This is a genomic window from Nitrospira sp. KM1 (assembly GCF_011405515.1).
Classification (GTDB): domain Bacteria; phylum Nitrospirota; class Nitrospiria; order Nitrospirales; family Nitrospiraceae; genus Nitrospira_C.
On the sequence record NZ_AP022671.1, the window covers coordinates 4,115,669 to 4,140,864 of the forward strand.

At 57.3% G+C, this 25,196-nt stretch carries 21 protein-coding genes and 1 pseudogene; 15 read left to right on the top strand and 7 right to left on the bottom strand.

Annotated features, from left to right (window positions below; translation table 11 throughout):
• Positions 1-223: 223 nt before the first annotated feature.
• A complete protein-coding gene (locus W02_RS19470) occupies positions 224-634 on the top strand; it encodes a response regulator transcription factor (RefSeq protein ID WP_173050782.1) in 411 nt (136 codons plus the stop codon).
• Positions 635-1,018: 384 nt separating this feature from the next.
• On the opposite strand, the gene W02_RS19475 is transcribed toward W02_RS19470, so the two are convergent.
• Positions 1,019-3,334: a hypothetical protein gene (locus tag W02_RS19475; RefSeq protein WP_173050784.1), complete on the bottom strand. Its 2,316-nt coding sequence runs from the start codon at positions 3,332-3,334 to the stop codon at positions 1,019-1,021.
• On the opposite strand from W02_RS19475, the gene W02_RS19480 reads away from it, so the two are divergent.
• Positions 3,333-5,090, top strand: coding sequence for a hypothetical protein (locus W02_RS19480; protein ID WP_232068746.1), 1,758 nt, complete (start codon positions 3,333-3,335; stop codon positions 5,088-5,090). The genes W02_RS19475 and W02_RS19480 overlap by 2 nt on opposite strands.
• A 42-nt stretch (positions 5,091-5,132) precedes the next feature.
• Here the strand turns inward: W02_RS19480 and W02_RS19485 are convergent, their stop codons facing one another.
• The 6 genes from W02_RS19485 to W02_RS19510 all read right to left on the bottom strand — a co-directional run bounded on the left by W02_RS19485 (position 5,133) and on the right by W02_RS19510 (position 11,963).
• Complete coding sequence (locus tag W02_RS19485) at positions 5,133-5,774, bottom strand: PleD family two-component system response regulator (protein ID WP_173050788.1); 642 nt, start codon at positions 5,772-5,774, stop codon at positions 5,133-5,135.
• 18 nt (positions 5,775-5,792) lie between these two features.
• Positions 5,793-8,075 (bottom strand): ATP-binding protein, encoded by a 2,283-nt coding sequence (locus W02_RS19490; RefSeq protein WP_173050790.1) that lies wholly within the window; start codon positions 8,073-8,075, stop codon positions 5,793-5,795.
• Positions 8,076-8,244: 169 nt separating this feature from the next.
• Entirely contained in the window at positions 8,245-8,598 is a 354-nt protein-coding gene (locus W02_RS19495; protein WP_232068600.1) for a hypothetical protein, read from the bottom strand.
• Between the two features lie 124 nt (positions 8,599-8,722).
• Complete coding sequence (gene groL / locus W02_RS19500; RefSeq protein ID WP_173050792.1) at positions 8,723-10,363, bottom strand: chaperonin GroEL; 1,641 nt, start codon at positions 10,361-10,363, stop codon at positions 8,723-8,725.
• A 47-nt stretch (positions 10,364-10,410) separates the two neighbouring features.
• Complete coding sequence (locus tag W02_RS19505) at positions 10,411-10,710, bottom strand: co-chaperone GroES (RefSeq protein WP_173050793.1); 300 nt, start codon at positions 10,708-10,710, stop codon at positions 10,411-10,413.
• Positions 10,711-10,970: 260 nt separating this feature from the next.
• Entirely contained in the window at positions 10,971-11,963 is a 993-nt protein-coding gene (locus W02_RS19510) for an RNA polymerase sigma factor RpoD/SigA (protein WP_173050795.1), read from the bottom strand.
• A gap of 98 nt (positions 11,964-12,061) precedes the next feature.
• On the opposite strand from W02_RS19510, the gene W02_RS19515 reads away from it, so the two are divergent.
• The 13 genes and pseudogenes from W02_RS19515 to W02_RS19575 all read left to right on the top strand — a co-directional run bounded on the left by W02_RS19515 (position 12,062) and on the right by W02_RS19575 (position 25,179).
• Positions 12,062-13,255, top strand: coding sequence for a nitrate/nitrite transporter (locus tag W02_RS19515; protein ID WP_173050797.1), 1,194 nt, complete (start codon positions 12,062-12,064; stop codon positions 13,253-13,255).
• Between the two features lie 96 nt (positions 13,256-13,351).
• A complete protein-coding gene (locus W02_RS19520) occupies positions 13,352-14,581 on the top strand; it encodes a bifunctional 3,4-dihydroxy-2-butanone-4-phosphate synthase/GTP cyclohydrolase II (RefSeq protein WP_173050800.1) in 1,230 nt (409 codons plus the stop codon).
• Positions 14,582-14,622: 41 nt separating this feature from the next.
• Positions 14,623-15,081 (top strand): annotated as a pseudogene (ribH, locus tag W02_RS19525) (6,7-dimethyl-8-ribityllumazine synthase); the annotation flags it as partial.
• Between the two features lie 89 nt (positions 15,082-15,170).
• The gene (gene nusB, locus W02_RS19530; RefSeq protein WP_173050804.1) at positions 15,171-15,629 is read left to right on the top strand and encodes a transcription antitermination factor NusB; all 459 of its coding nucleotides are present in this window, start codon (positions 15,171-15,173) and stop codon (positions 15,627-15,629) included.
• Positions 15,626-16,966: an adenylosuccinate lyase gene (gene purB, locus W02_RS19535; RefSeq protein WP_173050806.1), complete on the top strand. Its 1,341-nt coding sequence runs from the start codon at positions 15,626-15,628 to the stop codon at positions 16,964-16,966. The genes nusB and purB overlap by 4 nt, the downstream gene beginning before the upstream one ends.
• Positions 16,963-17,757: a chlorite dismutase family protein gene (locus tag W02_RS19540; protein WP_173050808.1), complete on the top strand. Its 795-nt coding sequence runs from the start codon at positions 16,963-16,965 to the stop codon at positions 17,755-17,757. The genes purB and W02_RS19540 overlap by 4 nt, the downstream gene beginning before the upstream one ends.
• Before the next feature lie 34 nt (positions 17,758-17,791).
• Positions 17,792-18,496 carry a phosphoribosylaminoimidazolesuccinocarboxamide synthase gene (gene purC, locus W02_RS19545; RefSeq protein ID WP_173050810.1) on the top strand — a complete coding sequence of 235 codons (705 nt, stop codon included), beginning with the start codon at positions 17,792-17,794 and terminating at the stop codon, positions 18,494-18,496.
• A gap of 437 nt (positions 18,497-18,933) precedes the next feature.
• Positions 18,934-19,173: a phosphoribosylformylglycinamidine synthase subunit PurS gene (gene purS / locus W02_RS19550; RefSeq protein WP_173050812.1), complete on the top strand. Its 240-nt coding sequence runs from the start codon at positions 18,934-18,936 to the stop codon at positions 19,171-19,173.
• A gap of 2 nt (positions 19,174-19,175) precedes the next feature.
• Positions 19,176-19,901, top strand: coding sequence for a phosphoribosylformylglycinamidine synthase subunit PurQ (purQ, locus tag W02_RS19555; RefSeq protein ID WP_173050814.1), 726 nt, complete (start codon positions 19,176-19,178; stop codon positions 19,899-19,901).
• Positions 19,902-19,963: 62 nt separating this feature from the next.
• Entirely contained in the window at positions 19,964-20,911 is a 948-nt protein-coding gene (locus tag W02_RS19560; protein ID WP_173050816.1) for a hypothetical protein, read from the top strand.
• Between the two features lie 47 nt (positions 20,912-20,958).
• The gene (gene purL / locus W02_RS19565) at positions 20,959-23,211 is read left to right on the top strand and encodes a phosphoribosylformylglycinamidine synthase subunit PurL (RefSeq protein ID WP_173050818.1); all 2,253 of its coding nucleotides are present in this window, start codon (positions 20,959-20,961) and stop codon (positions 23,209-23,211) included.
• Between the two features lie 5 nt (positions 23,212-23,216).
• On the top strand, positions 23,217-24,653 hold the full coding sequence (gene purF / locus W02_RS19570) for an amidophosphoribosyltransferase (RefSeq protein WP_173050819.1): 1,437 nt from the start codon (positions 23,217-23,219) through the stop codon (positions 24,651-24,653).
• A 118-nt stretch (positions 24,654-24,771) separates the two neighbouring features.
• Positions 24,772-25,179, top strand: a complete 408-nt coding sequence (locus W02_RS19575) for a lasso peptide biosynthesis B2 protein (RefSeq protein WP_173050820.1) — start codon at positions 24,772-24,774, stop codon at positions 25,177-25,179.
• The last annotated feature ends 17 nt before the right edge of the window (positions 25,180-25,196 follow it).

Below are 25,196 nucleotides of genomic sequence, written 5' to 3' on the forward strand. Positions count from 1 at the left end.
TCGAAATGAGCCAAAGTAGGAATGACGGACGCCTAAAGACCCTAAAAGCCACCGTTGAAACACGTTGGTGAGTCCCCTTGAGGAGTTATGGCTAGAGCGGAGCGGCTCTAGGATCAAGGGAAAATGTCCCTGGGATTGTGTAGGCAGGCAAACCGTCACACACTTAGATGTGTAGAGTCCGCGGTGTTGTGACACAATTCATTATTTGTACGTTGACTATCCTATGAGCGCGACCACAAAACTCGGTCCGATTCGAGTCCTCCTCGTCGACGATCATGCAGGAATTCGGCAAGCCCTGCGCAATATGCTCTCTACACATTCGGACATTCACGTGGTAGGGGAAGCCTTTGATGGTGAAGATGCCTGCCGTTCGATTGAACCGCTGAACCCTTCGGTCGTCGTCATGGATCTGAGCATGCCGCGTCTCAATGGTGTGCATGCCACGCGTTGGATCAAGAAGTACTATCCCCATATCGTCGTGGTGGGGTTGTCGGTCTTTGCGGACGATGAAGGAATGCAAACTGCGATGAAGGTTGCGGGAGCCGTCACGTTGATTTCAAAGGTGGCAGCGGTCGAACGACTTCATGAAGAAATCATCGAAGCCATGCAGAAACGATCATCGACATTTCATTGACAATAGCTGCAGCACGGATCCGCTATCGTTCTGTCTTTCCAAAAAATAATGGTTCACCGAGCTCGTCTTTAAGACAGAACAACATGGAAGGGTTGACTCGGTGACAGGCGGTGGTATGCATGAATATGATGCTCACACCGCCGGCTGATTTACCCATTCCACTCAGGCGTGTTTGAGAACTGCTCAGCAGTGGTACTGATAGTGCGCTCGCGCGCATAAGGTCTCTTATACTGGGTTGGGTTTGAGCCGACTGTCTGATCCGGTCACGCATGTTCGAAGGTCCGTTGATGAGAGTCGCAACGGACCAAGTTTGCGTAGCCGAGGGGGGCTGCGCCATGCGGGTTCAATCGTCGTGGAGCCTGCGATCCCGTATCCTCCAACTCCTCACACCTTCCCAAACATCCTCTCAAAAAACTCCCTCACCTTTTTCATATGCTCTTCAATATCGGTCTGCAGATGCCGCGCTCCGGCCTGCCAGTCGTCGGTCGTATAGCCGACGCGTCGGGCCAGGAAGATAAAGTCGTCCGAATCGGGATGGGGCAGGACCAGGTCCTTCGCATTGCCTCGCACCATGCGCAAGCCGTCGATGACCATGCGGACGAACAGATAGGCCTTCCGGAGATTGTCGCCGTCCTGCCGTGTCACGAAGCCACGATCGACCAGCGCCGCAAGCGCTTGAAGCGTATTGGAGGTGCGGAGTGTCGGGTGCTCATGGCCGTGCATAATCTGGAGGTATTGCACCGCGTATTCGATATCCACCACGCCACCCGGACTGTGTTTCACATTGACGGTGCCGCGTTCGACAAGTTGTTTCACTTGTTGACGGCGAAGATCGAGCGCTGTCGGCAAGTCCAAAGGCTCTCCGCTGTACACATAGTCGTCACGATGACGTTCGACCTGCCGGCCGAGTTGGGTATCGCCTGCAACATGACGCAGCTTGATCAGCGCCTGGCGCTCGAAGGGGGCCGCGAGTCCAGCCGGGCTATAATAGTTCGTGATTTCGTCAAGCGGGTTGCTGAGGGAGCCTTTACCTCCGTGAGGGCGAAGGCGCACATCCAAATGAAAGATGCCTTCTTGTTTTGCCTCAATCCAGCGTAACAACTCTTGCGCGAGACGTTCGAAGTATTCGCTATTTTCTATGCCTTGTTTGCCCGCGGTCCGTCCGGTTCCACCGTAGACGAACAGCACTTCGATATCCGAGGCATAGCCCAGCTCGCCTCCGCCGAACTTTCCCATCCCGAGGATGGCAAACGGGCAGGATTTCTTGTTGTGCAAGCGTGGCGGTCCGTAACGCTTGCTTAATGTATCGCGGCAATCTTTCAAGCTTCGTTCCAGGATCACCTCGGCGAGGTCGGTAAGGGCAAGCGAAAAATCGGCCAAACCGGTTCCGGGCTCGACGATGTGCTTCATGTCGATGCGGAAGAGTTCGCGGTCCTTGAAGCTGTTGAGAGCGGCCTTCTTGTCCTCGCCGGTCTTGGCGCGGCTCACGGTCCTGTCGAGTTCCTTCCGTAGCGAGGCTTTAGGCTTGATGAGCGGCGAGTCGCGGTAGTTTTGAAGCAGTGACAGCAGATTGTCGTGTTGCCGGCGGAGAAAATCCTCCCAGAGAAAATCGCTGGTGCCGAGCAGGCGGGCGAGCAGGGGAAACGTCCGCTTGTCGCTCACGAAGTCGAGTGCGCGGCTCTTGTGGGAAGAGCCGGCTTCTTCGACCAGGAGATCAAGGAATTGGTCAAACGCCTCCAGCGCCTTGGCTGGATTGGGAGCCCATGTCAGGGCATGGGTGAACTGTTTGATCAGCACGGCGGCGAGACGAAGTTGCTGCTGATCGGCCTCGTCTGTCAGTTTCCTGCCGTAGCGGTTGCGCACGTAGAAGCGGTCATGGAGTTTGCCCCCGTCGATCTCGAATTCGGCCTTGGTGACATAAATGTCGCGCATAGCGAGCGCATTGGCGAACGCATAGAGAAATGCGGGGGTATCGTCCGACCGAATCTCCATGATGGTATCGGTCGGTGACCGGCTGTTGTCGAACGCGATGTGTACCGTGTGCAACAAGCCGCTGAACGAGCTCTGGCGGCTACTCAGTTCCTCCACCAGGCGCCGATTGACCTGTTGCCGCGCCTCCTCGAATTGACCCGCATCAAGCAGGCGAATGAGGCGGGTCATTTCGTTGCGCAAACCGTTGCGTTCCGCTTCGTCGAATCTGCGACCCGGCAACGGGCGCACAGAGAAGACGTCGATGATTTTCTTACGGCTCAGTCCTGGCCGCTTCTTGAGACGCTTGGCCTGAGGCGATTCCGGTCTGGTGCTTTGGGCGGGCTGCGCCTGATCGGCAAAGGTGTAGATGCGACCCTCATCGATCGTCAGCCCGAAGACAGACAGGACACCACAAATAATTGCAAACTCGGAGAAGTAGTCGTAGGCAACGACCGTGACTTCCGTCCGGCCGCCGGGAAGGTCGGCAATCGACAGCTCGCAGGGATTTTCGGGGGTGAGCAGAGCGGCTGAACGGACATGCTCGACGACCCGTTCTGGCGGGATCTGAGAAAAGTATCCCTGATCCATCCTCGTGACGAAATCCTTGACTACGTCGTTCTCCACATCCTGGCATTGCCGTGCCAAGCTCGAAAGCCATTCGTCGCGGGATAGCGGGGTAACAGGCATCGTGCGGGAAGTATACCCGAAGCGCGAGTTTATTGTGCGCATGGAAGCGCCTCAGTATAATGCCGCCATGCCGAGACCCAACAAGCCGCGCGCCGTGTCACGGACTACTCCTGCCCCGTCTTTTGAAACGTCCAAACCTGATCCTCTCCCGTTGCTTCTCGCTGCCGGACTCGAGCCGGGACAAGCGGAAGGGATCTTGAGGCCGTATGGATTCCGATCCGTTGCAGAGGCGGATGCCAACCTGCAAGCGATGGCCGGGGATCCCCACACGAGACGGCAGTTGGCGGAGATCCTTGCGCCGATGCTGGAGGCAGTCAGCCGGACCGCCGATCCTGATCAGGCCTTGAATCATTGGGAGCGCCTGCTGAACGAAGTGAACCGGTCCGGCTTCCTGGATTATGTACGTCAGTTACCGCGCATGCTGGACGTGCTCTGTACGATCTTCGGAAACAGCGATGCGCTTTCCTTCGCCCTCATCCGCGACCCTGCTCTCGTGTATTGGCTCGGCGAGGTGTCGGTTCTTGAGAAGCCTTCGACCCGGACCGGGATGGAGCAGGAACTCGAAAAAAGCCTACGGTCCGTCCAGTCGCCTGAATTGAAGCTGGAAGCTCTGCGACGGTTCCGCCGTCGTGAAATGCTGCGTATCGGCGTGCGTGATCTGCTGCGTCTGTCGGATGTCCCTGCCACGACTGCGGCCTTGTCGGATGCGGCCGCCGTGCTTATCGATGCGGCTTATCGGACTGTGGATACCAATCTGAAAGTGCGGTACGGCACTCCGATGCATAAGAATCGATCGGGCAAATGGGTGGAAACTCGTTTCGTCGTCATCGGAATGGGGAAGCTCGGGGCGGGAGAGCTCAATTACAGTTCCGACGTCGATCTGATCTATGTCTACGAGTCTCTGAACGGAGAGACGAGGACGGCGCGAAGATCGACACAAGCGGGACTCCTCACGACGAGCGGGATCTCGAACGAAGAATATTTCGAGATGCTCTCGCGCGACCTGACGAAGGCGCTCACCGAACAAACCAAAGAGGGCTCGGTGTTCCGTGTCGATCTACGCCTGCGGGCGGAAGGGACCGTTGGCCGATTGGCGCGTTCACTCGAAGACTACGATCGGTACTATAAGACTCGCGGGCAGGTGTGGGAGCGACTCGCGCTCCTGAAGTCCAGTCCGATCGCGGGGTCTGTGGAGGTCGGGCGTGCCTTCATGCGCATCGTTCACCCATTCGTGTTCGGAGATCGGCGGGCGAAACCGGATACGGCATCCGCCCTGAAAGTCATCGAGGACGTGCGTTCCGTCAAGGATATGATCGATGCAAAAATGGCTGGCCGCGGACACGAGCGAAGAAACGTCAAGCTGGGAGTCGGAGGAATCCGCGAGATTGAATTTCTCGTCCAAACGATCCAAACGTTGGCCGGCCGCGCTGTTCCCGCGTTGATGGACCGCAGCACACTCGGCGGATTGAAGCGATTCGCAGCCGCAAAGTTGATTTCACCGCAGGAACGCGACGCGCTCATCGCCGCCTATATATTTCTGCGCGACGTCGAGCACAAACTGCAGATGGTGCTCGATCTGCAGACGCACGCGCTGCCGGATGAACTGGATGAATTGGAACGCTGTGCCATTCGAATGGGCTATGGCGAGTCTGGCCGCTCAACGGCCAGACGGCGGTTTGCCGCCGATCATGACGCCCACACCGCAGTGGTCCACGAATTCTTCAAGTCGCTCTTCTATGAACCGGGATCGTCCTCGCTGCTGAAGGCGACCTTACGGGCGATCAAGGGAGGTCGGTGAAGACGGGTGCGAATCCATACGGGACGATATCGAGCAGATCCGCTACACATTTCTCAGCGGCTTTGACGAGTGTTCACTCGTGCATTTGGTGCACACACTGGAGGTAATCTTGGCGTTGAGTTTTTCCTCCAGATAGTCTTCCATCCGCTGCCACAGCCCGGACGCAGTTTTCACGCGTTTGCATTTGGCGCAGAGGCAAAGCGTGCCGCGCAGGGTCTTGAGTTCCTGGACGGTCCTGCCCAGCGCCTGGGTTTGGGCATGCAGTTCATTTTCACGTTCGATGCGGCTATCGAATTCTTCCTTGAGGCTCATGGCCATGGAGACTCTGGCTACCAACTCGGCGGGAATGACCGGCTTTCGGATGTAGTCCGTCGCTCCAGCGGTATACGCCGCAGTGAGGTCCGACGCATCGGTCTTGGCGGTCACCACAATGACGGGGAGATGTTCGAGTCGTTCGTCCGATCGGATTCTCCGGCAGGCTTCGAGTCCATCCATGTCGGGCATGGACAGGTCCATGAGGACGATATCCACGCGATCCGAAGAAGCTCCAGCGCCGATTCCCAAGCGTGCCAGCGCTTGTGAGGCGGATTCGGCAAATACGATAGAACGGTATCCTGCGCGTTGGAGTGTCATGGCCAAGAGTTCGCGTTGCTCTTCAAAGTCGTCAACGATCAGTATGCTCATGTCGTCCTCATGTGGTGCCTATTGGGATCGGTTGGGGGTGTCTGTCACAGACTCCATGGCGCGTTCGGCCTTTCCAATGGCTCCGGCCAACGCTTCGATCAGTTCGGTCACTGTCTGGAGATCTTGGGCGGAGGCGGCCTTTTCCAAGCGGTTGCCGATGGAGCCGATGTCGTCCAATTGATAGGAGCCCGCCAGCCCTTTCATGCGGTGACCGATAAAGGCGATCTGCTCGAAGTGTCGTTCGGTAAGCGCGGTTTGTAAGGCTTCGACGTCGCCGCGCCGGTTCTTGAGGAACTTCGGTTTCATTTGGAGCAGGGCTTCGTCGTACGATCGGCTATCGAAATCCGCCACGGCTTGGCCGACTGACTGACTGGCCTGAGGCGTGGCGGTGGCGTAATGCTGGACGGTCTGTAAGATCACGTCCATTTTTATCGGCTTCGTGAGAAATTCATTGCAGCCGGCTTCCAGGCTTTCTCGCCTGGCTTCGTTCATCCCGTTCGCGGTGAGGGCAACGATCGGCGTCCGCGGCCGTCCCTGCTTCAACTCCCACTCACGGATCAGGCGCGTCGCGGTGAGCCCGTCCATATCGGGCATTTGGAGGTCCATGAAGATGAGATCATATGATCCAGACTGGAAGTGTTCGATGACGCGCTCGCCGCTTTCCGCGCATTGGAGTTGGTGCGGGGTATTGCGAAGGTACAGGCGTATGACCTGTTGTGATTCAATCGAGTCTTCCGCCAAGAGAATCTTGATGCCTTTCGGGGGAAGCATGTCCGCAAGAGAAGACTGCCGCATTGCCGATTTTGGGGCGGGTCTGGTCTCATGCGAAGGTTGCGGTGCCTGCACCGGGCGGAGCGGAATCGTGAAGGCGAACGCGCTGCCCCGACCTTGTATGCTTTCTACCCCGATGTGTCCCCCCATCAGGGCGACAAGTTGCTTGCAGATCGACAATCCCAAGCCTGCTCCGCCGTAGTGCCGGTTGGATTGCGAGTCTTCCTGAGTGAATCGATCGAAAATCATCTTGGTATGCGATGGATCAATGCCAATCCCGGTATCGGTGACCGTGAATCTGACCATCTCTCGTCTCGCGTCCTCGGGAGAAGACTCCACGCGTACGGTCACGGCCCCGGAAGCCGTAAACTTGATGGCGTTCCGGATAAGGTTCAACAGCACTTGCCGAAGGCGATAGGCATCCCCTTCGACGTGAATCGGCAGGCCCGGTTCGAGTTCCATCTTGAGCGCGAGGCCCTTCTGATTGGCTTCCGCCGTGAGCATAGCGACCGTTTCGCTCACGATTTCCGGGAGGATGAAGGGATCCTTTGCCAGTTCCAGGGTGCCGGACTCGATTTTGGCGGCGTTGAGCAGATCTTCGATGATCCGCAGAAGACCGTCGCTGGCTTTCATAGACAACTTGACCAGTTCACGCTGCTCCGCTTGCAGTCCGGAACGCAGGAGATACTCGGAAATTCCCATGATCGCATTCAGGGGTGTGCGCATTTCATGGCTCATGTTGGCCAGAAAGTCGCTCTTGGCTTTGTTCGCTCTCTCCGCGGCGAACCGCGCCTTGACCAGCGTCGTTTCGGCTTCCTTCCGCGCCGTGACATCTTCCGAGATTCCAAGCAGATACCGAGGGGTGCCATCGGCGTCGAACAGTGGAATCTTTTTCGTGTGCAGAAGACGGGTGTTGCCGTCACGCGTTCGAAGCGACTCTTCGGGAATGTCCAGCAGACGGCCGCTTGTCAGAGTTTCCCGGTCTTTTGCCGTGAAGAAATCGGCTTCTTCCGCCGGAAAGAAATCATAATCGTTTCGACCTACCAGTTCGGCGCGTGAGAGGCCCATCAAGTCCTCGCCGGCTTTGTTGACCCGGACGAACCGCAGGTCTTTCGCGTCCTTGACGAACACCATGTTGGGAAGGTGTTCGAAGAGAGATTCGACGAATGCGGTGGTCTGCCTGAGTGTTTCTTCCGTCTGTTGTCTGGACCGACGCGCACGGCTGTCGACATACAGCAATCCGGCCAGAATCCAAAGTGTCGCGATTCCCGCTGAGCGATTGATAACCGCCAACGATAGGGGTTCGCCGGAATGCGGCGGCAGAAATGGTTCTCCCATGATCGCGAGGGACCACAGCACGGTGGCCGTCAGCAGCGTTTCCGGCCCGTACCATCGCGCAACGAAGAAGGCCAAGACGAAATAGGGGAGCCAGAGAACGAACCCAATGGGAAAATACAGATCCGCCGCGAAGATGATGAGGCTGGCACCGGTCAGTACGGCGGGTGTAAGCCTATGAAGGGAAGACACCATCGACATGCAATCACTACGCGCAATGGTTAGGCGAATTGGCTGTTCGGCACCATGTCATTCCAGTATAGGCAGGGACGGCGCGGCCTCAAACGCATTTCGAGAAACACGCCTGGCCGGTGTGCGAATGGTGACGGACGAGTCTATCGAAGGCTGTGGCAGAGGTGAGGAATCAGAGATAGCGGAGGTCGCGTTCGCTGGACAGGGCCAGATAACTTTCGCCCCATTGTTCGGGGTTATCGATCGACCAAGGTTCGTCTCGATCGGATTTGAAGCGTAAGCCATAAATGCCGCCGAACACGAGATAGGCAAGGCCGGCTCCGGAATCTTCGACCGGCTGCGCATGAGCCGGGCAAACCGGCATGCCCGGGTCGTTGCCCCAGCCCGTGACCCAATACCATTCTCCAGCCGGATTTCGGTCAAAGAGCCTGATCTGGCCGATCGCTCTCGCAGGACCTGCCTCCTTGAAGCGCGCGAAGATGCCTTCTTCGCAATTGGCGCTCGATTCGACTTCCAGGATCATCATTGGACTCCAGGTGATTCTGACGGCGATTGTATCAAGGAAGGTGGCAGAAACACGAAGGGCCCGGTGGATGTCCACCGGGCCCTTCGTCGAACGTCGATAGCGGCCGGCTATCGATGTCGAGTTCTTAGTACATCCCTTCCATGCCGTGGTTGTGCCCGGCATGGCCGCCCGCGGCTTCCTTCTTCTCTTCAGGGATGTCGGTGATCATGACTTCGGTCGTGAGCATCAGGCCCGCGACGCTGGCGGCGTTCTGCAATGCGCAGCGCGACACCTTGGTCGGGTCGATGATGCCGGCCTTGATCATGTCCACGTACTCGTCTGTCGCGGCATTGTAGCCTGAGTTGGCATTCTTATCGTCGCGCACTTTGCCGACGACCACGGACGCTTCCCCTCCGGCGTTGTTGACGATCTGCCGGATCGGTTCTTCCAGCGAACGGCGCACGATATCCAAACCGACTTTCTGTTCAGCCGGGACATCCTTGATTGAGTCCAGTGCCTTGATGCAGCGGAGATAGGCCGTTCCGCCACCGGGAACGATGCCTTCTTCCACCGCCGCCTTGGTGGCGTGCAGCGCGTCCTCGACGCGGGCCTTTTTCTCCTTCATCTCGGTCTCGGTCGCGGCGCCGACGTTGATGACGGCCACGCCGCCGACGATCTTCGCCAAACGCTCCTGAAGCTTTTCACGATCGTAATCCGAGGTGGTCTCTTCGATCTGTGCCTTGATCTGCTTGACGCGGGCTTCGATCTTCTTCGGGTCCCCGTAGCCTTCGACGATCGTGCTGTTGTCCTTGTCGATCGTGACGCGCTTCGCACGGCCGAGGTCGGTCAACTTCACGTTCTCGAGCTTGATGCCGAGGTCTTCGGAAATGACCTGGCCGCCGGTGAGAATCGCGATGTCTTCCAGCATGGCCTTGCGGCGGTCACCGAAGCCTGGGGCCTTCACAGCCGCCACGTTCAACGTGCCGCGAAGCTTGTTGACCACGAGGGTCGCGAGCGCTTCGCCTTCGACTTCCTCCGCGATGATCACGAGCGGCTTGCCCATTTTGGCAACCTGCTCGAGGATCGGGAGGAGATCCTTCATGCTGCTGACTTTCTTTTCATTGATGAGAATGAGCGGCTCTTCGACTGAACATTCCATCCGCTCGGCGTTGGTGACGAAGTAGGGGGAGATATATCCGCGGTCGAACTGCATGCCCTCGACGACATCCAATGATGTGGTCATCGACTTGGCTTCTTCGACGGTGATGACGCCGTCCTTGCCGACCTTTTCCATGGCTTCCGCGATGAGGTCGCCGATGGTCTTGTCGTTGTTGGCGGAGATGGTTCCGACCTGGGAAATCTCGGTCTTGTTTTGACAGGGCTTGCTGAGTTTCTTCAACTCGCCGATCACGGCCTCGACGGCTTTGTCGATGCCGCGCTTGATTTCCATCGGATTCGCGCCGGCGGTGATGTTTTTCACGCCCTCGCGATAGATGGCCTGCGCCAGCACTGTCGCCGTAGTGGTACCGTCTCCAGCCGTGTCGCTGGTCTTGCTTGCGACTTCGCGGACGAGTTGTGCGCCCATGTTCTCGTACGGATTCTTGAGTTCCACTTCCTTCGCCACGGTTACGCCGTCCTTCGTGATGGTCGGGGCGCCGAACTTCTTGTCGAGAATGGCGTTACGGCCCTTGGGACCGAGTGTCGCCTTGACGGCGTCCGCCAGCTGATTGACCCCCTTCAAAATAGAGGCCCGAGCGGACTCGCTATACAATAGTTGCTTAGCCATACAATTCCTCCCTTAGGATATCGATCGTCTTGCAGATGATGGTGATGTTAGTTCGAGAAAATGCCGAGAATGTCTTCTTCCTTGAGGATCAGGCATTCCTCATCCTCGATCCGGAGCTTGCTGCCCGAATACTTGTCGAAAAGGACCTGGTCGCCGACCTTCACATTCTCGACTTTCTTCCCGACGGCCTGGACAATGCCTCGCTGCGGCTTTTCCTTGGCTGAATCCGGAACATAAATTCCGCCGGATGTGCGCTCCAGCTCCTCGGTGTAGGTGACGAACACGCGGTCGCCGAGCGGCGTGAAGCCCTTGGCAACGTTCTTCTTTTCCTTGGCGGCTGTACTCATATGCAGATCCTCCTCGTGAAAGTTAACTCGACGTATATCTATGATTTAGATCGGGTTCGCACTCGGTGGCGTCAGCCTGGCACCCAAAACGAGCAGAAGCCCTCATCCCACGATACTGAGGGAGAGATAGACTCTCCCATTTCCTAGTCAAGAGGGCCGGCAACAAATTTTATCCGGCCGCCAAAACCAGAAACGGTGCATCCTACCCGATGCATATCCGTAATAGCCAGGGGAAAATCAGATGGGGAATTGTAAGGGGGCTACAGGTGCAAACGGTCAAAATCCTTTACGTCCTTTTTAATGTAATCGCGCAACCGTTTGATGATTCGAGCCTCAAGCTGGCGGGTTCGTTCCTTCGTAATGCCATATTTGTCGCCCAGATCATCGAGGGTCAGGGGGCTGTCTGAAAGAATTCGGTTACGCAGAATGTCCTCATCCCGCTCTTCGAGGGTCTTTGCGAATTCGGCCAGTTTGGTTCGGAACAAGGTCTTGAGCTGCTCCTGTGCCAGCTGTTCGTCGGCCGGAACCTGCTGCGATGGGATGACATCGAGGAGGCTGCCGTCTTGATCCTCTCCGATCGGCTGATCCAGGGACAGTTCCCAATTGCCCAGCCGCTGATCCATCTCGACCACGTCGCGCTCACGAACATTGAGCCGGTCGGCCAAGAGCTTGGTATCCGGTGCGAATCCTTCCCGTTCGAGCTTGGCCTTTTCTTTCTTGAGATTGTAGAAAAGCTTGCGCTGGTCTTGCGTCGTGCCGATCTTGACGAGCCGGTAGGTGTTCAGAAGATACCGGAGGATATAGGCGCGAGACCACCAAGCCGCATACGCATGAAAGCGCACGTTCTTTGATGGGTCGAATTTTTTTATTGCCTGCATCAGGCCGACGTTGCCTTCCTGAATCAAATCCATATGATCGGCGCCTGTATGCAGATATTCAGAAGCGATGGCCACGGAAACGCGCAGGTTGGCCATGATGAGTTTGACTGCGGCTTCGCGGTTGCCGTGTGTCTGGTACTCTTCGAACAATCGCAATTCTTCTTCTTTGGACAGGTAGGGATGTCGCCGGACTTCAGCGAGATATTGCTGAAGCGCAGTGACAGGAACGACCGCCGTGCTGCCGTCGCGTCCGTCTGTCGGTGGAGCCTCTTTCTCCGGCAGGGGAAGGTCCCGCGCCTCCTCTTCCGAAAGCTCCACCACGTCGGGTTCGAGTAACTCTTCCTGTTCGTCTTCGTCTTTGCCTGACTTCGCCATATGATTGGCAGACTATAACAGAAGCTCCGGCGGTGACAACGCTTGCACCTGCGAAACTCCGTCCCTATGATGCGCGACCACACGTAGACGCTGTCTCCATGAATATTGTGACGATATTACGCAGCGGTCATTGGCCGTCGTTGGCCGGTGCCTGGCTGCATCTGACAATCAGTTTCATGGTGTGGTTGATGGTCGGGGCAATGAGTATCCCGCTTGTCCGCGACCTAAATCTCAGCGAGCACGAGACCGCCTGGCTGATAGCCTTGCCGCTGTTAGGTGGTGCGGTTTGCCGTGTCGTCGCCGGTTGGAGTGCGGATTGGATTGGAGCACGGCGGACGGCCGTGGCCATTCTGGCGGCCGAGGTGGCGACGCTCCTGTGGGGATGGCTGGGCGTCGAGGGATATCAGCAGGCCGTGTTGTTTGCATCGTGCCTTGGTATAGCGGGAGCGAGCTTCGCGGTTGCGTTACCCATTGCAGGGAGGGCGTATCCTCCGACTGCACAGGGATTTGTGTTGGGGCTTGCCGCCTCGGGGAACATCGGTACGGTGCTCATCCTATTTCTCGCTCCGCGCTGGACAATGACGATGAGCTGGCATGGGGTCTGCGGACTCATGGCCGGGGCCTCGGGGATCACACTGGTCGTGTTTCTGCTCCTCGTGCCGGCGGAAGGTCCGCGGCAGGCCGTGGGGTCGGCCGGGTGGTGGCATCATGCCGCAGGATTGATTCGCCGACGGACTGCCTATTGGCTCTGCTTTCTCTATGCCGTGACGTTCGGCGGCTTCGTTGGTCTCTGCAGCGTACTGCCCTTGCTCGTCCACGATGTCTATAAGATGGAAGCGGTCCAAGCCGGTGCGTTAGCGGCCGTCTGCGGACTCGTGGGCAGCCTGGTCCGCCCGCTGGGCGGCTATGTCGCAGACAAGCATGGCGGACTTCGCACGCTCTACATTGTCTTGCCCGTCGTAGCCGGATCCGTCGTTGCGGTCACGAGTCCTTCGCTATTCATGGCTGTTTCTATGATGGTTCTTTCCGCCGGCGCCATGGGATTCGGCAACGGGGTCGTCTTTCAATTGGTGGCCGAGTGGTTTCCGAAAGACATCGGTCTGGCTTCCGGAATCGTCGGAGCGGTAGGCAGCCTGGGAGGTTTTGGTCTCCCGATGATCATTGGGACGGTGAAAGGATTCACGGGAACCTATGATCTTGGCCTATGGATCTTTGCCGGATTCGCAATCAGTGCATGGGGAACGGTTATCGTTGCGCTGAAAGGACTGCATGGGTCGAGAACTGAGCCTTGACAGTCGATGCCAAAACAAGGTTATGTGGTAACGCGACTCCGGGGTAACTCCTGAATCTTTCATCACAAATCAGACCCTGATTCGGCGATCAAGAAGATGGCAACCAAAGAACGAGCGGGGACCGGGTTCGACAGCATCGAAGAGGCGATCCGCGACATCAGGAAAGGCAAGTTCATCATCCTGGTGGACGACGAAGATCGTGAGAATGAAGGCGATCTGGTCATTGCCGCCGAGAAAGTCGCACCGCAGGCGATCAATTTCATGGCAAAGCATGCGAGGGGGCTCATCTGCCTTGCGTTGACCCCGGAACGGGTTGAAGAGCTGCAGCTCCCGCCACAGGCCGTTGAAAACACGGCTACATTCGGCACCGCGTTCACCGTTTCCATCGATGCCAGGAAGGGAATTACCACCGGCATTTCAGCAGCGGATCGCGCGACGACCATTCATGTCGCCATCGACCCCAAATCCAAGCCGTTGGATTTGGCAAGACCCGGCCATATCTTTCCGTTGAAGGCTCAGCAAGGCGGTGTTCTCAAAAGGGCGGGTCAGACCGAGGGATCCGTCGATCTTGCGCGGCTCGCCGGCCTGAATCCCTCTGGCGTGATCTGCGAGATCATGAACGAAGACGGCACGATGGCGCGCGTGCCGGAGCTGCTAAAGTTTGCGAAAACGCACAAGCTGAAGATCATCACGATCAAGGCCTTGATCGAATACCGCATGCAGCGGGAAACATTCGTCAAGCGAGCGGCAAGCGCGCGTTTGCCGACGATGTTCGGCGAATTCGAAGCGATAGCTTTTGAGAATCAACTCGACGGCGCGACCCATATTGCGCTGGTAAAAGGGCGTGTGGATGATGGCCAACCCACGTTGGTACGGGTGCATTCAGGCTGCCTGACGGCCGAGGTTCTGGGATCCTTGCGCTGTGATTGCCGTGATCAGCTCCATAAGGCGATGGAGATGATTCAAAAAGAGGGACGCGGCGTCCTGCTGTATCTGAATAAGCAGGAAGGTCGAGGCATCGGCCTGCTGAATAAGATCAAGGCCTACGGGTTGCAGGATCAAGGTAGTGATACCGTAGAGGCAAATATCAAGTTGGGCTTCAAGCCCGACCTCAGGACCTACGGTGTCGGCGCGCAGATTCTGGTGAATCTGGGGCTCCATGCCATCAGGGTGATGACGAACAATCCGCGAAAAATTGTCGGCATCGATGGGTATGGCTTGAGCGTCGTCGAACGCGTGCCGATCGAGATCCAGCCGCATGACGGTAATGTGAAGTATTTGCGGACCAAGAAGAACAAGATGGGACACATTCTGAAAAAAGTGTGACGACTGGCGGCCGCACGGGGCGATCATATCTACGTACACGTATGAAATTGCACAAGGGCTCTCATAATGCCACTGGGCTCAGCATTGGCATTGTGGTTGCGAGATTCAACAAATTCGTGACGAGCAAGCTTCTGAGTTCCTGCATCGATGAGTTGACAAAACACGGCATTGCCCCGAGCGATATCGAAGTCGTGCGCGTGCCCGGGGCGTTCGAACTGCCGCTGGTGGCGCGGACACTGGCCGAGACGAAGCGATTCGATGCGGTGATTTGTCTCGGTGCGGTCATCCGGGGCGACACGCCTCATTTTGATTACATCAGTGCGGAAGCGAGCCGGGGCATCGGACAGGCGGCCCTCGATGCGGGCGTGCCGATCATCTTTGGAGTCTTGACGACCGACACGGTGGCGCAAGCCATCGAACGGGCGGATCCGGCGAAGTTCAACCGCGGTGGCGAAGCCGCCAAGGGCGCGATCGAAATGTCTACCGTCATGCGTTCCATTCGGGCGAGCCGCGGCGAGGGAGCCGCAGCCCGTGCAGCCGCAAAAAATGGAGGAACGGGTCGGACAGCGCGAAGGCGTAGAGCATAATCATGGGATCCCGCCACCAATCCCGTGAACGGGCGCTGCAGATTCTGTTTCAATACGATATCCACGGAAAACCCGGCGTCTGGCTCGATGAATTCTGGAATGAATGCAAGGCCGCGGACGATGTGAAGGCTTTTGCCGAACGGCTCGTGCAGGGTGTCTTGGAACACAAGAGCGAACTTGATGCGCTGATCGGCCGGTACGCGACGAATTGGAAAGTCAGCCGCATGCAGATCGTCGACCGCAACATCCTTCGGCTCGGCACCTACGAGCTGCTGTGGCTGGACGATGTGCCGGCCAAGGTCACGGTGAACGAGGCGATTGAGCTGGCGAAAGATTTTGGCGATGAGGAAGCCGCGAAGTTCGTCAACGGCATTCTCGACAAGGTGCTGACGGCGGAGCCGCGGTTGACGGAAAAACGGGCCGACCCGGACAAACCGGTCTGGAGGAGGGCGGGAGCGTGATCGAGCGGTATTCGCGGCCGGCGATGAAGGCCGTCTGGGACCTCAAGCACAAGTACGAAATATGGCTCGAAGTGGAACTGCAGGCCTGTGCGGCATTCGAGCGAGCCGGACAGGTCCCCCGCGGGACGTCTGCGAAGATCCGCAGGCACGCCAAGATCGATGTCGAGCGGATCGCCGAGATTGAGCTGGTCACGAAGCACGACGTGATCGCATTTTTGGAATCGCTCATGGACTCGGTGGGCCCGGAGCATCGGTTCCTCCATATGGGACTGACCTCATCCGATATCGTCGATACCTCATTGGCGGTGCAAATGACCGACGCGCTGGATCTCATTCTTGAAGGCGTCGGGAAGCTGCTTGCAGCGCTGAGGCGCCGGGCCAAGCCACACAAGCACAGTGTCATGGTCGGTCGCTCTCACGGTATTCATGGCGAACCGATTTCATTCGGTCTGAAGCTGGCGATTTGGTATGAGGAAATCGGGCGCCATCTGCGGCGGTTGAACGAGGTCCGACGCGACATCGCCGTTGGAAAACTGTCCGGAGCGATGGGGACGTTTGCCCATCAGGGGCCGGAGATCGAGGAATTTGTGTGTGCCAAGCTTGGGTTGACGCCGGACCCGGCTTCAAATCAGATCGTCCAGCGTGATCGCCACGCCGCCTATGCCGCGGCGCTGGCCCTCCTGGCCGCCACCATCGAAAAAATTGCCACTGAAATTCGCCACCTGCAACGCACGGAAGTGCTGGAAGCCGAGGAGTATTTTTCTGAAGGGCAAAAGGGCTCCTCGGCCATGCCGCATAAACGGAATCCGATCGTGTCGGAAAATCTCTGCGGGCTCGCCCGGGTCGTACGGGCGAATAGCCTGGCGGCGATGGAAAACGTCGCGCTATGGCATGAACGGGACATCAGCCATTCTTCGGTCGAGCGCATCATCATGCCCGACAGCACGATCGTGGTCGACTATATGCTTGCGCGGGTGACCGACCTCATCGAACGGTTGATCGTCTATCCTGAACGCATGAGACGGAATTTGGAATTGACCGGCGGCTTGGTCTATTCCCAGCGACTACTCCTGCTGCTCATCGAAAAAGGCGCCCAGCGAAAGGAATCGTATGAAGCGGTTCAACGCAATGCGATGGCATCGTGGAAGGGAGCCGGAGGGTTGCAGGAACTGGTCGCGAAAGACCCCTTCATCGCGCAGCATCTGACGAAACATGAAGTCGCGGAATGTTTCGATCCGAAATACTACCTGCGGCATGTCGATCACATCTACCGTCGGGTGTTTGGATCCTCGCGGCACAAGTCTCCAAAACGAACCCGAAAAGGAGCCAGACGATGAGACGATGGTATGGGACCTGCGCGGGATTGATTGCGTTAAGCATCGTATTCCTATCAGCGCCGGCCCTGGCTGCAGGGGATCGGGATACATTGCTCAGCGAGCCGGGGGTGTACGGAACGTTCGCCGTATTCAGCCTCGAAGACGGCTGGGGCAAACAGGACCTCACGACGCGCATCGCCCATCTGACGGCCATGAAAGGCGTGGTCGAGCAGCATCGTGAACGGATCGCCATCGACGTGTATCTGCTGCGAGGCCTTTCAGACCACGGCGATATCATGTTTCGCATCCATGCTCCGGAACTGCGCGATACCCAAAAGTTTCTGGTTGATCTGCAAAACAGCCTGTTCGGAAAATTTCTCGAAACCGTCGGGATCATGAATGGTCTGACCAAGAAGGCCAACTACGTTCCAGGCTTTTCCGATCAAATGAAGGCGGATCTGAAAGCGGCGAGCGAATCCGGCCCCACGCCTTACGCCATCGTCATACCGATCCGAAAAAGCGCCGAATGGTGGGGGCTCGATCAGGACACGCGAGCCGCGATGATGAAGGAGCATACGGAAGCCACCTTGCCGTATTTGAAGACCGTGAAGCGGAAGCTTTATCATTCCAGTGGAGTGGATGACCTCGATTTCATCACCTATTTCGAGACCTCCAAGCTCGAGGACTTTCATAGTCTGGTGCTGTCGCTTCAAAAGGTGAAAGAATATCAGTACACGAGGCGGTTTGGTCATCCGACGCTGCTGGGAACGGTCAAGTCGTTGGACGGGTTGATTGAAACTCTGGCGCAGTGATTGTGGGAGTTTCGGAACAGGGTGGGAGAGGGGTATGACGTCAGGAACCATGCTCTATGAAGGCAAGGCAAAGAAAATTTTTGCCACAGGCCACCCTGACCAGGTGCTGCAATACTTCAAAGACGATGCCACGGCGTTCAACGCACTGAAGCGGGGGACAATTCTCGGCAAGGGAGTCATCAATAACAAAGTGTCCGAGCGGCTTTTCCGGCTGCTCGAACAACAGGGAGTGCCGACGCATTTCATCGAACGGAAGAGCGATCGTGAGATGCTGACGAAGAAGGTCACGATCGTACCTGTGGAAGTGGTCGTGCGGAACGTCGTCGCCGGGAGTTTGGCCAAGCGGTTAGGATTAAAGGAAGGCGAACCGATTCATCCCCCGCTTGTGGAGTGGTACTACAAGAATGATGCGTTGGGTGATCCGCTGCTGTCCGACGAACACGTGCGGCTGCTCAATCTCGCGACACCCGAGCAGTTGGCCCAAATCAAGCGGCTCGCATTGAAGGTGAACGGCGTATTGCAGCCGTTTTTCGGTGAACGCAAGATGATTCTTGTCGATTTTAAACTGGAGTTCGGCGTCCATAAGGAGGCGCTGATTCTGGCCGACGAAATTTCGCCGGATACGTGCCGCTTCTGGGATCAGACGACTGGGGAATCGATGGATAAGGACCGGTTCAGGAAGGATATGGGAAGAATCGAGGAGGCGTATCAGGAGGTGTTGAGGAGGGTGTGCGGATGAGGTGATGCGGTGCCTACGGCCGCTCGCTCATGGCCTCTCGGAACGACCCTTCCGGACTCGGCCCGGCGGAAGCCTTCGGAAATTCCCTCGCGGACTCGGTCAGTTTCCGCGTTCCTCCCAGGCCGAGTCTCGATGGGGCCCCGCTCCTCCGGCCAATTCCGCTCGCCGCCGTACGGCACCGTTTGAGACGCTCCCCATCCTTTTGGAAGGGGAGTAGGAGGAAGAGATGCTTCGGGGGTTTTTGAATTACGGATTGGTGGCGGCGGTGCTGGTCTGGGCTGCTGTCGTCGGAATGATGGCCTATCGTTTGGAGGATTCACCATGGCGTTGGGCGTTCATCGCGCTGGTCTTCGGGGGGCTGCTGACCGTGGTCGGGATTTTCAAGATCAGACGGTATGTCGACAATATGAAAAAAACGGATGAGGAGAAGAGCGAGCATGAAGGCCAAAATTCACGTCACCTTGAAGCAAGGGATTCTCGATCCGCAAGGTAAAGCAATCGAGCACGCGCTGGATCATCTCGGTTTTGCCGGCGCCGCCAACGTGCGGGTCGGAAAGTATATGGAGCTTGAGGTCAAGGAAACCGACAGAGTGAAAGCCGAGGTTCAGGTGAAAGCCATGTGCGAAAAATTATTGGCCAATACGATTGTCGAAGAATATCGATACGAATTGGTGTAACCGTGAACATTGGCATCGTCGTCTTTCCGGGATCGAACTGCGACCATGATTGCGAGCACGTCTTTCGCGACGTGTTGGGGCAATCCGTCACGATGATTTGGCATAAGGAGACCTCGCTGAACGGTCTCGACGCTGTCGTGTTGCCGGGAGGGTTCTCATATGGAGATTATCTCCGTACCGGCGCCATCGCGCGATTTTCTCCCGTGATGCAGGCGATCAAGCAGTTTGCGGCGGGTGGAGGGCTGGTGCTCGGCATCTGCAACGGATTTCAGATTCTACTCGAGGCCGGTTTGCTTCCCGGTGTGATGCTGCGGAACCGTTCCCTCCACTTCATTTGCAAAGACATCTATCTGAAGGTGGAGAACGCGGCCACGTCATTCTCCGGACTATGCCGGTCCGGTCAGGTCCTAAAAATCCCGATCGCGCATGCCGACGGCAACTACTATACAGACCCGGTGACCCTGGCGGGGCTGCAGGCCAACGCGCAGATCGTGTTCCGGTATTGTACAGAGGAAGGAGAGGTGACGCCGGCCGCCAACCCTAACGGCTCGTTGGACCATATAGCCGGCATTCGCAATGCCGAGGGCAACGTGCTGGGAATGATGCCGCATCCCGAACGGTGCGCGGAGCCGGTCTTGGGAAATGAGGACGGGCGATTGATTCTGGCATCGATGGTCGAGACATTGAAGGCGCTGAAACGGCCGGGAACGGTCGCGGCGAATCGGTAGCGTTTCAGTCGTCCAGCGATCCCAGACATCCGGTCAGTGGTTGTACATCCTGTAGTCGATCCATGACGGTCCATGACGCGGAGCGCGAAACCGATGTGCAGTTTCAGGCGTGCGTCGCCTTGCAAAATAAGGCCCTGGTAGAGCTCCGCAAAGCGAGAAATTTCCGGCTTTCTTTTGCGGATTATCTGTGGGGCCGGCGGCTGACGCTGCTCTACGAGCGCTACCATGGTGTCTCGCACGAGATGGCGGAATTGCAGCAGTCCGTCGCGGAAATTCAACGGGACCTGAACGAATCGAAGGCGGCGGATCATCACTCGCGCATCGCGCTGCTGACCAATCAATTGCAGGGTCTTGCCTTGGTGATGTCTGAGTTTCGCGAGACCTTGTCCAGCCTGTCCAATCAGGTCATTGCGAGGCGCTCGCTGGGCATCTCAGTGCTGGCAATCTTGTTGGTGATTCCGCAAATGTGGCTGGCTTTGAGGCAGGTCGATATTTCCGAAGGGCAGGACGGCGTGCTCGCTCGCCAAGATCAAATGGCGCGCGAACAGCTCGACATTGCCAAACGTCAGCTAACCCTGTCGGAAAAGCAGGAGGAGACCAACGCGTTTCTTCTCGCGAAGCGCGCAAATCTCAAGCTGCTCGTCAATGACCGTGAGGGTGAGGTCATGCTGACGGATCATCGCGCCGAATTGAAGATCGTGATCGAAAATGCCGGGACGAAACCCGTGAAGGGATCATACTGCCATTTGCTGGTTCCTGCGCAATTGCGCCCGACGGCGACCGGCTCGCTGGACAAATATCACGAAGACGAGATTGGTGACGTCCTCTACTCCGTATTCCGTTGCCGTATCGCGGACAGCATTGCTCCACGGCACCACCATCAAGTCGGGGCCATTGTGGTCAATACGATGAAGGCTCCGGGCAGCCACAAGGTGCTGTGGGAGTTTTCCACTGAGGACGGCATCAATAAAGGCGAAGTGCATCTGCGTGCCCCCGTTTCGCGCAAGTAGTCGAATGGAACGGTAACATCGATTCATAGGTAGAGGACCAGACCTTTATGACCGCACACGCATCCACGGTAACCAAAGAGTTGATCGCGCAACATAATGTGAGCGAGGACGAGTACAAGAAGATCGTCGAGATTCTGGGACGCGAACCGAATCTGACCGAGCTTGGAATGTTTTCGGTCATGTGGTCGGAACACTGCTCGTACAAGAGTTCCCGGGTGCATCTGAAAAAACTACCAACCACCGGTCCCCGGGTCGTGCAGGGGCCGGGCGAGAATGCCGGGGCGGTCGATATCGGCGACGGTCTGTGCGTGGTCTTCAAGATGGAGTCGCACAATCATCCTTCCTTCATCGAGCCTTATCAGGGAGCTGCAACCGGCGTCGGCGGCATTCTTCGCGACATCTTTACGATGGGGGCCAGGCCGATCGCCTTGCTCGACTCGCTGCGATTCGGTGGACTGGATACGGTCAAGAATCGTCATCTGATGAAAGGAGTCGTCGCCGGTATTGCCGGATATGGCAACTGCATGGGCGTGCCGACGGTGGGCGGCGAGGTCCGGTTCGACGATATCTATTCGCTCAATCCGTTGGTCAATGTGTTTTGCCTGGGAATTGCGCAGCAGAACAGGATTTTCCGCGGCACGGCCGCAGGGGTAGGGAATCCGGTCATCTATTTCGGTTCGAAAACCGGACGGGATGGCATTCACGGCGCCACCATGGCGTCCGACTCTTTTGACGATTCAGCTGACCAAAAACGGCCGACCGTGCAGGTCGGCGATCCGTTCACCGAAAAACTGCTCTTGGAGGCCTGTCTCGAATTGATGGCGAACGATCTGTTAGTGGGCATTCAAGACATGGGGGCGGCCGGACTGACCAGTTCGTCCTGCGAAATGGCATCGCGGGCGGGGAACGGTATTGAACTGGATCTCACGCACGTACCCCGCCGTGAGCCGGGGATGACGCCGTACGAGCTCATGCTTTCCGAATCGCAGGAACGTATGTTGATGGTGGCAAAGGCGGGGAAGGAGCAGGAGTGCATCCGAATTTGCCAAAAGTGGGATCTCGAGGTGGCAGTGGTCGGCACGGTCACAGCCGACGGTATGCTGCGAATCAAGGATCAGGCTAAGGTCGTGGCCGAGATCCCGGCGAAGGCGTTGGCGGATGAAGGACCTCGGTACGAACGACCCTACCAGCCGCCTGCCTACCAGGATATGCTGACGAACCTGAATTATGATGCGATCGCCGACGTGAAGGATCCCGGCGGAGCATTGCTATCTCTGCTCGAGTCTCCGACGATCGCGAGCAAGCGGTGGATCTACGAGCAGTATGACCACATGGTGCGCACGAATACGATGGTCCGGCCGGGATCGGACGCCGCCGTTGTCCGTATCAAAGGGACGAACAAAGCGGTTGCCATGACCGTTGATTGCAACGGACGATACTGTTTGCTTCACCCATATGATGGCGCCCGGCTGGCCGTAGCGGAAGCGGCGCGCAATCTCGTCTGTTCAGGAGCTCACCCCATCGGCCTGACCGACTGCTTGAATTTCGGTAACCCGGAGCGGCCCGATATCATGTGGCAGTTTGTGCTGGGAATCGAAGGGATGAAGGATGCCTGCGAGCATTTCCAGATCCCGATCGTCAGCGGGAACGTCAGTTTTTATAATGAAACGAATGGGTTGTCGATTTATCCCACGCCGATGCTCGGTATGGTGGGCTTGATCGAAGATGCGGACCACATCATGACACAATGGTTCCAAGAGGAAGGCGACGCGGTTGTGCTGCTCGGTAACACGAGGGAAGACCTGGGAGGCACCGAGTATCTCAAGGTTGCCCATTCTCGTGAGCAAGGGTCGCCTCCATTTCTGAATCTCGATGCTGAGAAAGCCGTGCAGGATCTCGTACTCAAAGTAATCCATGAGGGACTCGTTCGATCAGCTCACGATTGTTCGGATGGAGGGTTGGCGGTTGCATTGGCTGAATGTTGCGTTTCGTCGCCGGGCACGAGGCGAGGGGCTGTGATAAAATTACATCTCGATTCGTTGCGGCGTGATGCCCTCTTGTTCGGCGAAAGCCAATCCAGAGTGGTGCTATCGATGAAGCCGGATTACGTGCAGGCGGTTTTGCAACGGGCAGCCGAAGCGGGTGTCCCGGCCGCAACGATCGGGACGGTTGGAGGAGATCGACTATTGATCGACGTGGAAAAGGGGCGGTGGACCGATGGCTGCCGCATCGATCTCCCGACCGAGACGCTGTATGACCGGTGGGCGAATTCACTTGGGCGGATATTGAGCCACGAGTAACACGGATGCAGACACAAAAAGATCTTCCCCTCGTCACCCCCGACAAGTTTCATGACGAATGTGCCGTGTTCGGCATCTATGGCCATGAGGAAGCCGCCAACCTGACCTACCTGGGTTTGTACGCCCTGCAGCATCGAGGGCAAGAGGCGTCCGGCATCGTATCGGGAGACGGGGAGCAGTTTTGCGTGCAAAAGGGAATGGGGCTCGTCGCCGACATTTATAATAAATCCGCGTTGGAAAAGTTGCCAGGCCACATGGCGATCGGCCACAACCGCTATTCCACGACCGGAGGCAATGATCTGAAGAACGTCCAGCCGCTGACCGTCAACTTCGCATTTGGTAATCTGGCGCTGGCCCATAATGGGAACCTCATCAACGCCCAGGTGCTGCGACACGAGTTGGAAGCCTACGGGGCGATTTTCCAGTCGACATCCGACAGCGAAGTCATCATTCACCTGATCGCCCATTCGCGAGCCGATACGTTCTTGGCGCGTGTCATCGATGCGCTCAGTCAGGTCCGCGGGGCATTTTCAGTCGTGCTGATGACCGACAACGGCCTGATCGCGGCAAGGGATCCCTACGGCCTGCGCCCACTCTGCATCGGAAAAATTCGGAGCAGTTGGATCGTCGCGTCCGAGACCTGCGCCTTCGATCTGCTCGATGCGGAATATGTCAGAGAAGTGGAACCCGGCGAACTGGTGGTGCTGAGCGAGCAAGGCATGGAAAGCCATCACCCGTTTCCGACCGTCAATCCGGCCATGTGCGTGTTCGAGTATGTGTATTTTGCAAGGCCGGACAGCAAGATTTTCGGAGCCAATGCCGTTTATGCCACGCGTAAAGCCCTCGGGAGACAGCTGGCCGAGGAGTCGTGGGTTCCGGCCGACATCGTCATCCCCGTTCCCGATTCGGGAGTCCCCGCGGCGCTCGGCTATGCCGAAGGCGGCGGCATTCGATTCGAGACCGGTCTGATCCGCAATCACTATGTGGGGCGCACGTTTATCGAGCCGGAACAGTCGATCCGGCATTTCGGGGTGAAGGTCAAGCTCAATGCGGTGTCGGAGGTTCTGGAAGGAAAGCGCGTCGTGGTGGTAGACGACTCGCTTGTGCGCGGGACGACGAGCCGCAAGATCGTGAAGATGATCCGTAATGCGGGAGCCAAGGAAGTGCATATGCGAATCAGTTCGCCGCCGATTATCTCTCCCTGTTTCTACGGGATCGATACGCCTACGAAAAAGGAGCTGATCGCCTCCAGCCATTCGACCGAAGAAATTCGGAAGTACATCACCGCCGACAGCTTGGCCTATCTCAGCCTCGACGGCATGTTGAAGGCGGCTCCTGGAACGCCGACTCAATACTGCAGTGCTTGCTTCACCGAGCGATATCCGATTTCTTTCACGAGGGCCGAAGAATTGCAGCTTGGATTGTTCGAGCCGTCCTCGTAGGCATTGCCGCGCACGGTCTTTCCACAAGAGCCTCTCCGTTACGCTCCAGCCCATGCATCCCCATGCGATACCGGCGAAAACTGGATTTCCCTCCGGTCCTTGCTACACTGAGGCGACCATGTCCGGTCTGGTGTCGAAATATGTGACCATCGCCCAAGCTGGTGCAACCATCCTCCGTGTCCGATGGCTGTCGAGACGAAGAAAGCTGCCGCAGGTGCTCGCGATATTGAGCCGGGCGGCGACGGTCACGGTTGGTTCCCGCACGCGTATCGACGATGCGGTGTATTACACCGATCGCTGGCTGGAATTATTCCCCTTTCAAGCCAGAGGCAATTGTTTCCCACGAACGCTGGCGCTGTACTCGATCGCCCGACGTGCGGGATATCCGGTCCAGTTTCACTGTGGCGTCCGGAGACGGGGATCAGGACTCGATGGACACGCGTGGCTGACGTTGAACGGCTCGGCATTTTATGAGATGAACGAGGATTGGAAGTCGTTCACCGTGACATTCTCCTATACGGTTTAACCAGGCCGGTACGGGCA

What these genes read in the sequence shown, in the direction of transcription:
- W02_RS19490 (WP_173050790.1), bottom strand. Translation starts at nt 8,075, where the DNA reads ATGGTGTCTTCCCTTCATAGGCTTACACCCGCCGTACTGACCGGTGCC.
- groL (WP_173050792.1), bottom strand. Translation starts at nt 10,363, where the DNA reads ATGGCTAAGCAACTATTGTATAGCGAGTCCGCTCGGGCCTCTATTTTG.
- W02_RS19515 (WP_173050797.1), top strand. Translation starts at nt 12,062, where the DNA reads ATGAATATTGTGACGATATTACGCAGCGGTCATTGGCCGTCGTTGGCC.
- W02_RS19475 (WP_173050784.1), bottom strand. Translation starts at nt 3,334, where the DNA reads ATGCGCACAATAAACTCGCGCTTCGGGTATACTTCCCGCACGATGCCT.
- nusB (WP_173050804.1), top strand. Translation starts at nt 15,171, where the DNA reads ATGGGATCCCGCCACCAATCCCGTGAACGGGCGCTGCAGATTCTGTTT.
- W02_RS19540 (WP_173050808.1), top strand. Translation starts at nt 16,963, where the DNA reads ATGAGACGATGGTATGGGACCTGCGCGGGATTGATTGCGTTAAGCATC.
- W02_RS19485 (WP_173050788.1), bottom strand. Translation starts at nt 5,774, where the DNA reads ATGAGCATACTGATCGTTGACGACTTTGAAGAGCAACGCGAACTCTTG.
- purC (WP_173050810.1), top strand. Translation starts at nt 17,792, where the DNA reads ATGACGTCAGGAACCATGCTCTATGAAGGCAAGGCAAAGAAAATTTTT.
- W02_RS19480 (WP_232068746.1), top strand. Translation starts at nt 3,333, where the DNA reads ATGGAAGCGCCTCAGTATAATGCCGCCATGCCGAGACCCAACAAGCCG.
- W02_RS19470 (WP_173050782.1), top strand. Translation starts at nt 224, where the DNA reads ATGAGCGCGACCACAAAACTCGGTCCGATTCGAGTCCTCCTCGTCGAC.
- W02_RS19560 (WP_173050816.1), top strand. Translation starts at nt 19,964, where the DNA reads ATGACGGTCCATGACGCGGAGCGCGAAACCGATGTGCAGTTTCAGGCG.
- W02_RS19505 (WP_173050793.1), bottom strand. Translation starts at nt 10,710, where the DNA reads ATGAGTACAGCCGCCAAGGAAAAGAAGAACGTTGCCAAGGGCTTCACG.
- W02_RS19520 (WP_173050800.1), top strand. Translation starts at nt 13,352, where the DNA reads ATGGCAACCAAAGAACGAGCGGGGACCGGGTTCGACAGCATCGAAGAG.
- W02_RS19510 (WP_173050795.1), bottom strand. Translation starts at nt 11,963, where the DNA reads ATGGCGAAGTCAGGCAAAGACGAAGACGAACAGGAAGAGTTACTCGAA.
- purS (WP_173050812.1), top strand. Translation starts at nt 18,934, where the DNA reads ATGAAGGCCAAAATTCACGTCACCTTGAAGCAAGGGATTCTCGATCCG.
- purF (WP_173050819.1), top strand. Translation starts at nt 23,217, where the DNA reads ATGCAGACACAAAAAGATCTTCCCCTCGTCACCCCCGACAAGTTTCAT.
- W02_RS19575 (WP_173050820.1), top strand. Translation starts at nt 24,772, where the DNA reads ATGTCCGGTCTGGTGTCGAAATATGTGACCATCGCCCAAGCTGGTGCA.
- W02_RS19495 (WP_232068600.1), bottom strand. Translation starts at nt 8,598, where the DNA reads ATGATGATCCTGGAAGTCGAATCGAGCGCCAATTGCGAAGAAGGCATC.
- purL (WP_173050818.1), top strand. Translation starts at nt 20,959, where the DNA reads ATGACCGCACACGCATCCACGGTAACCAAAGAGTTGATCGCGCAACAT.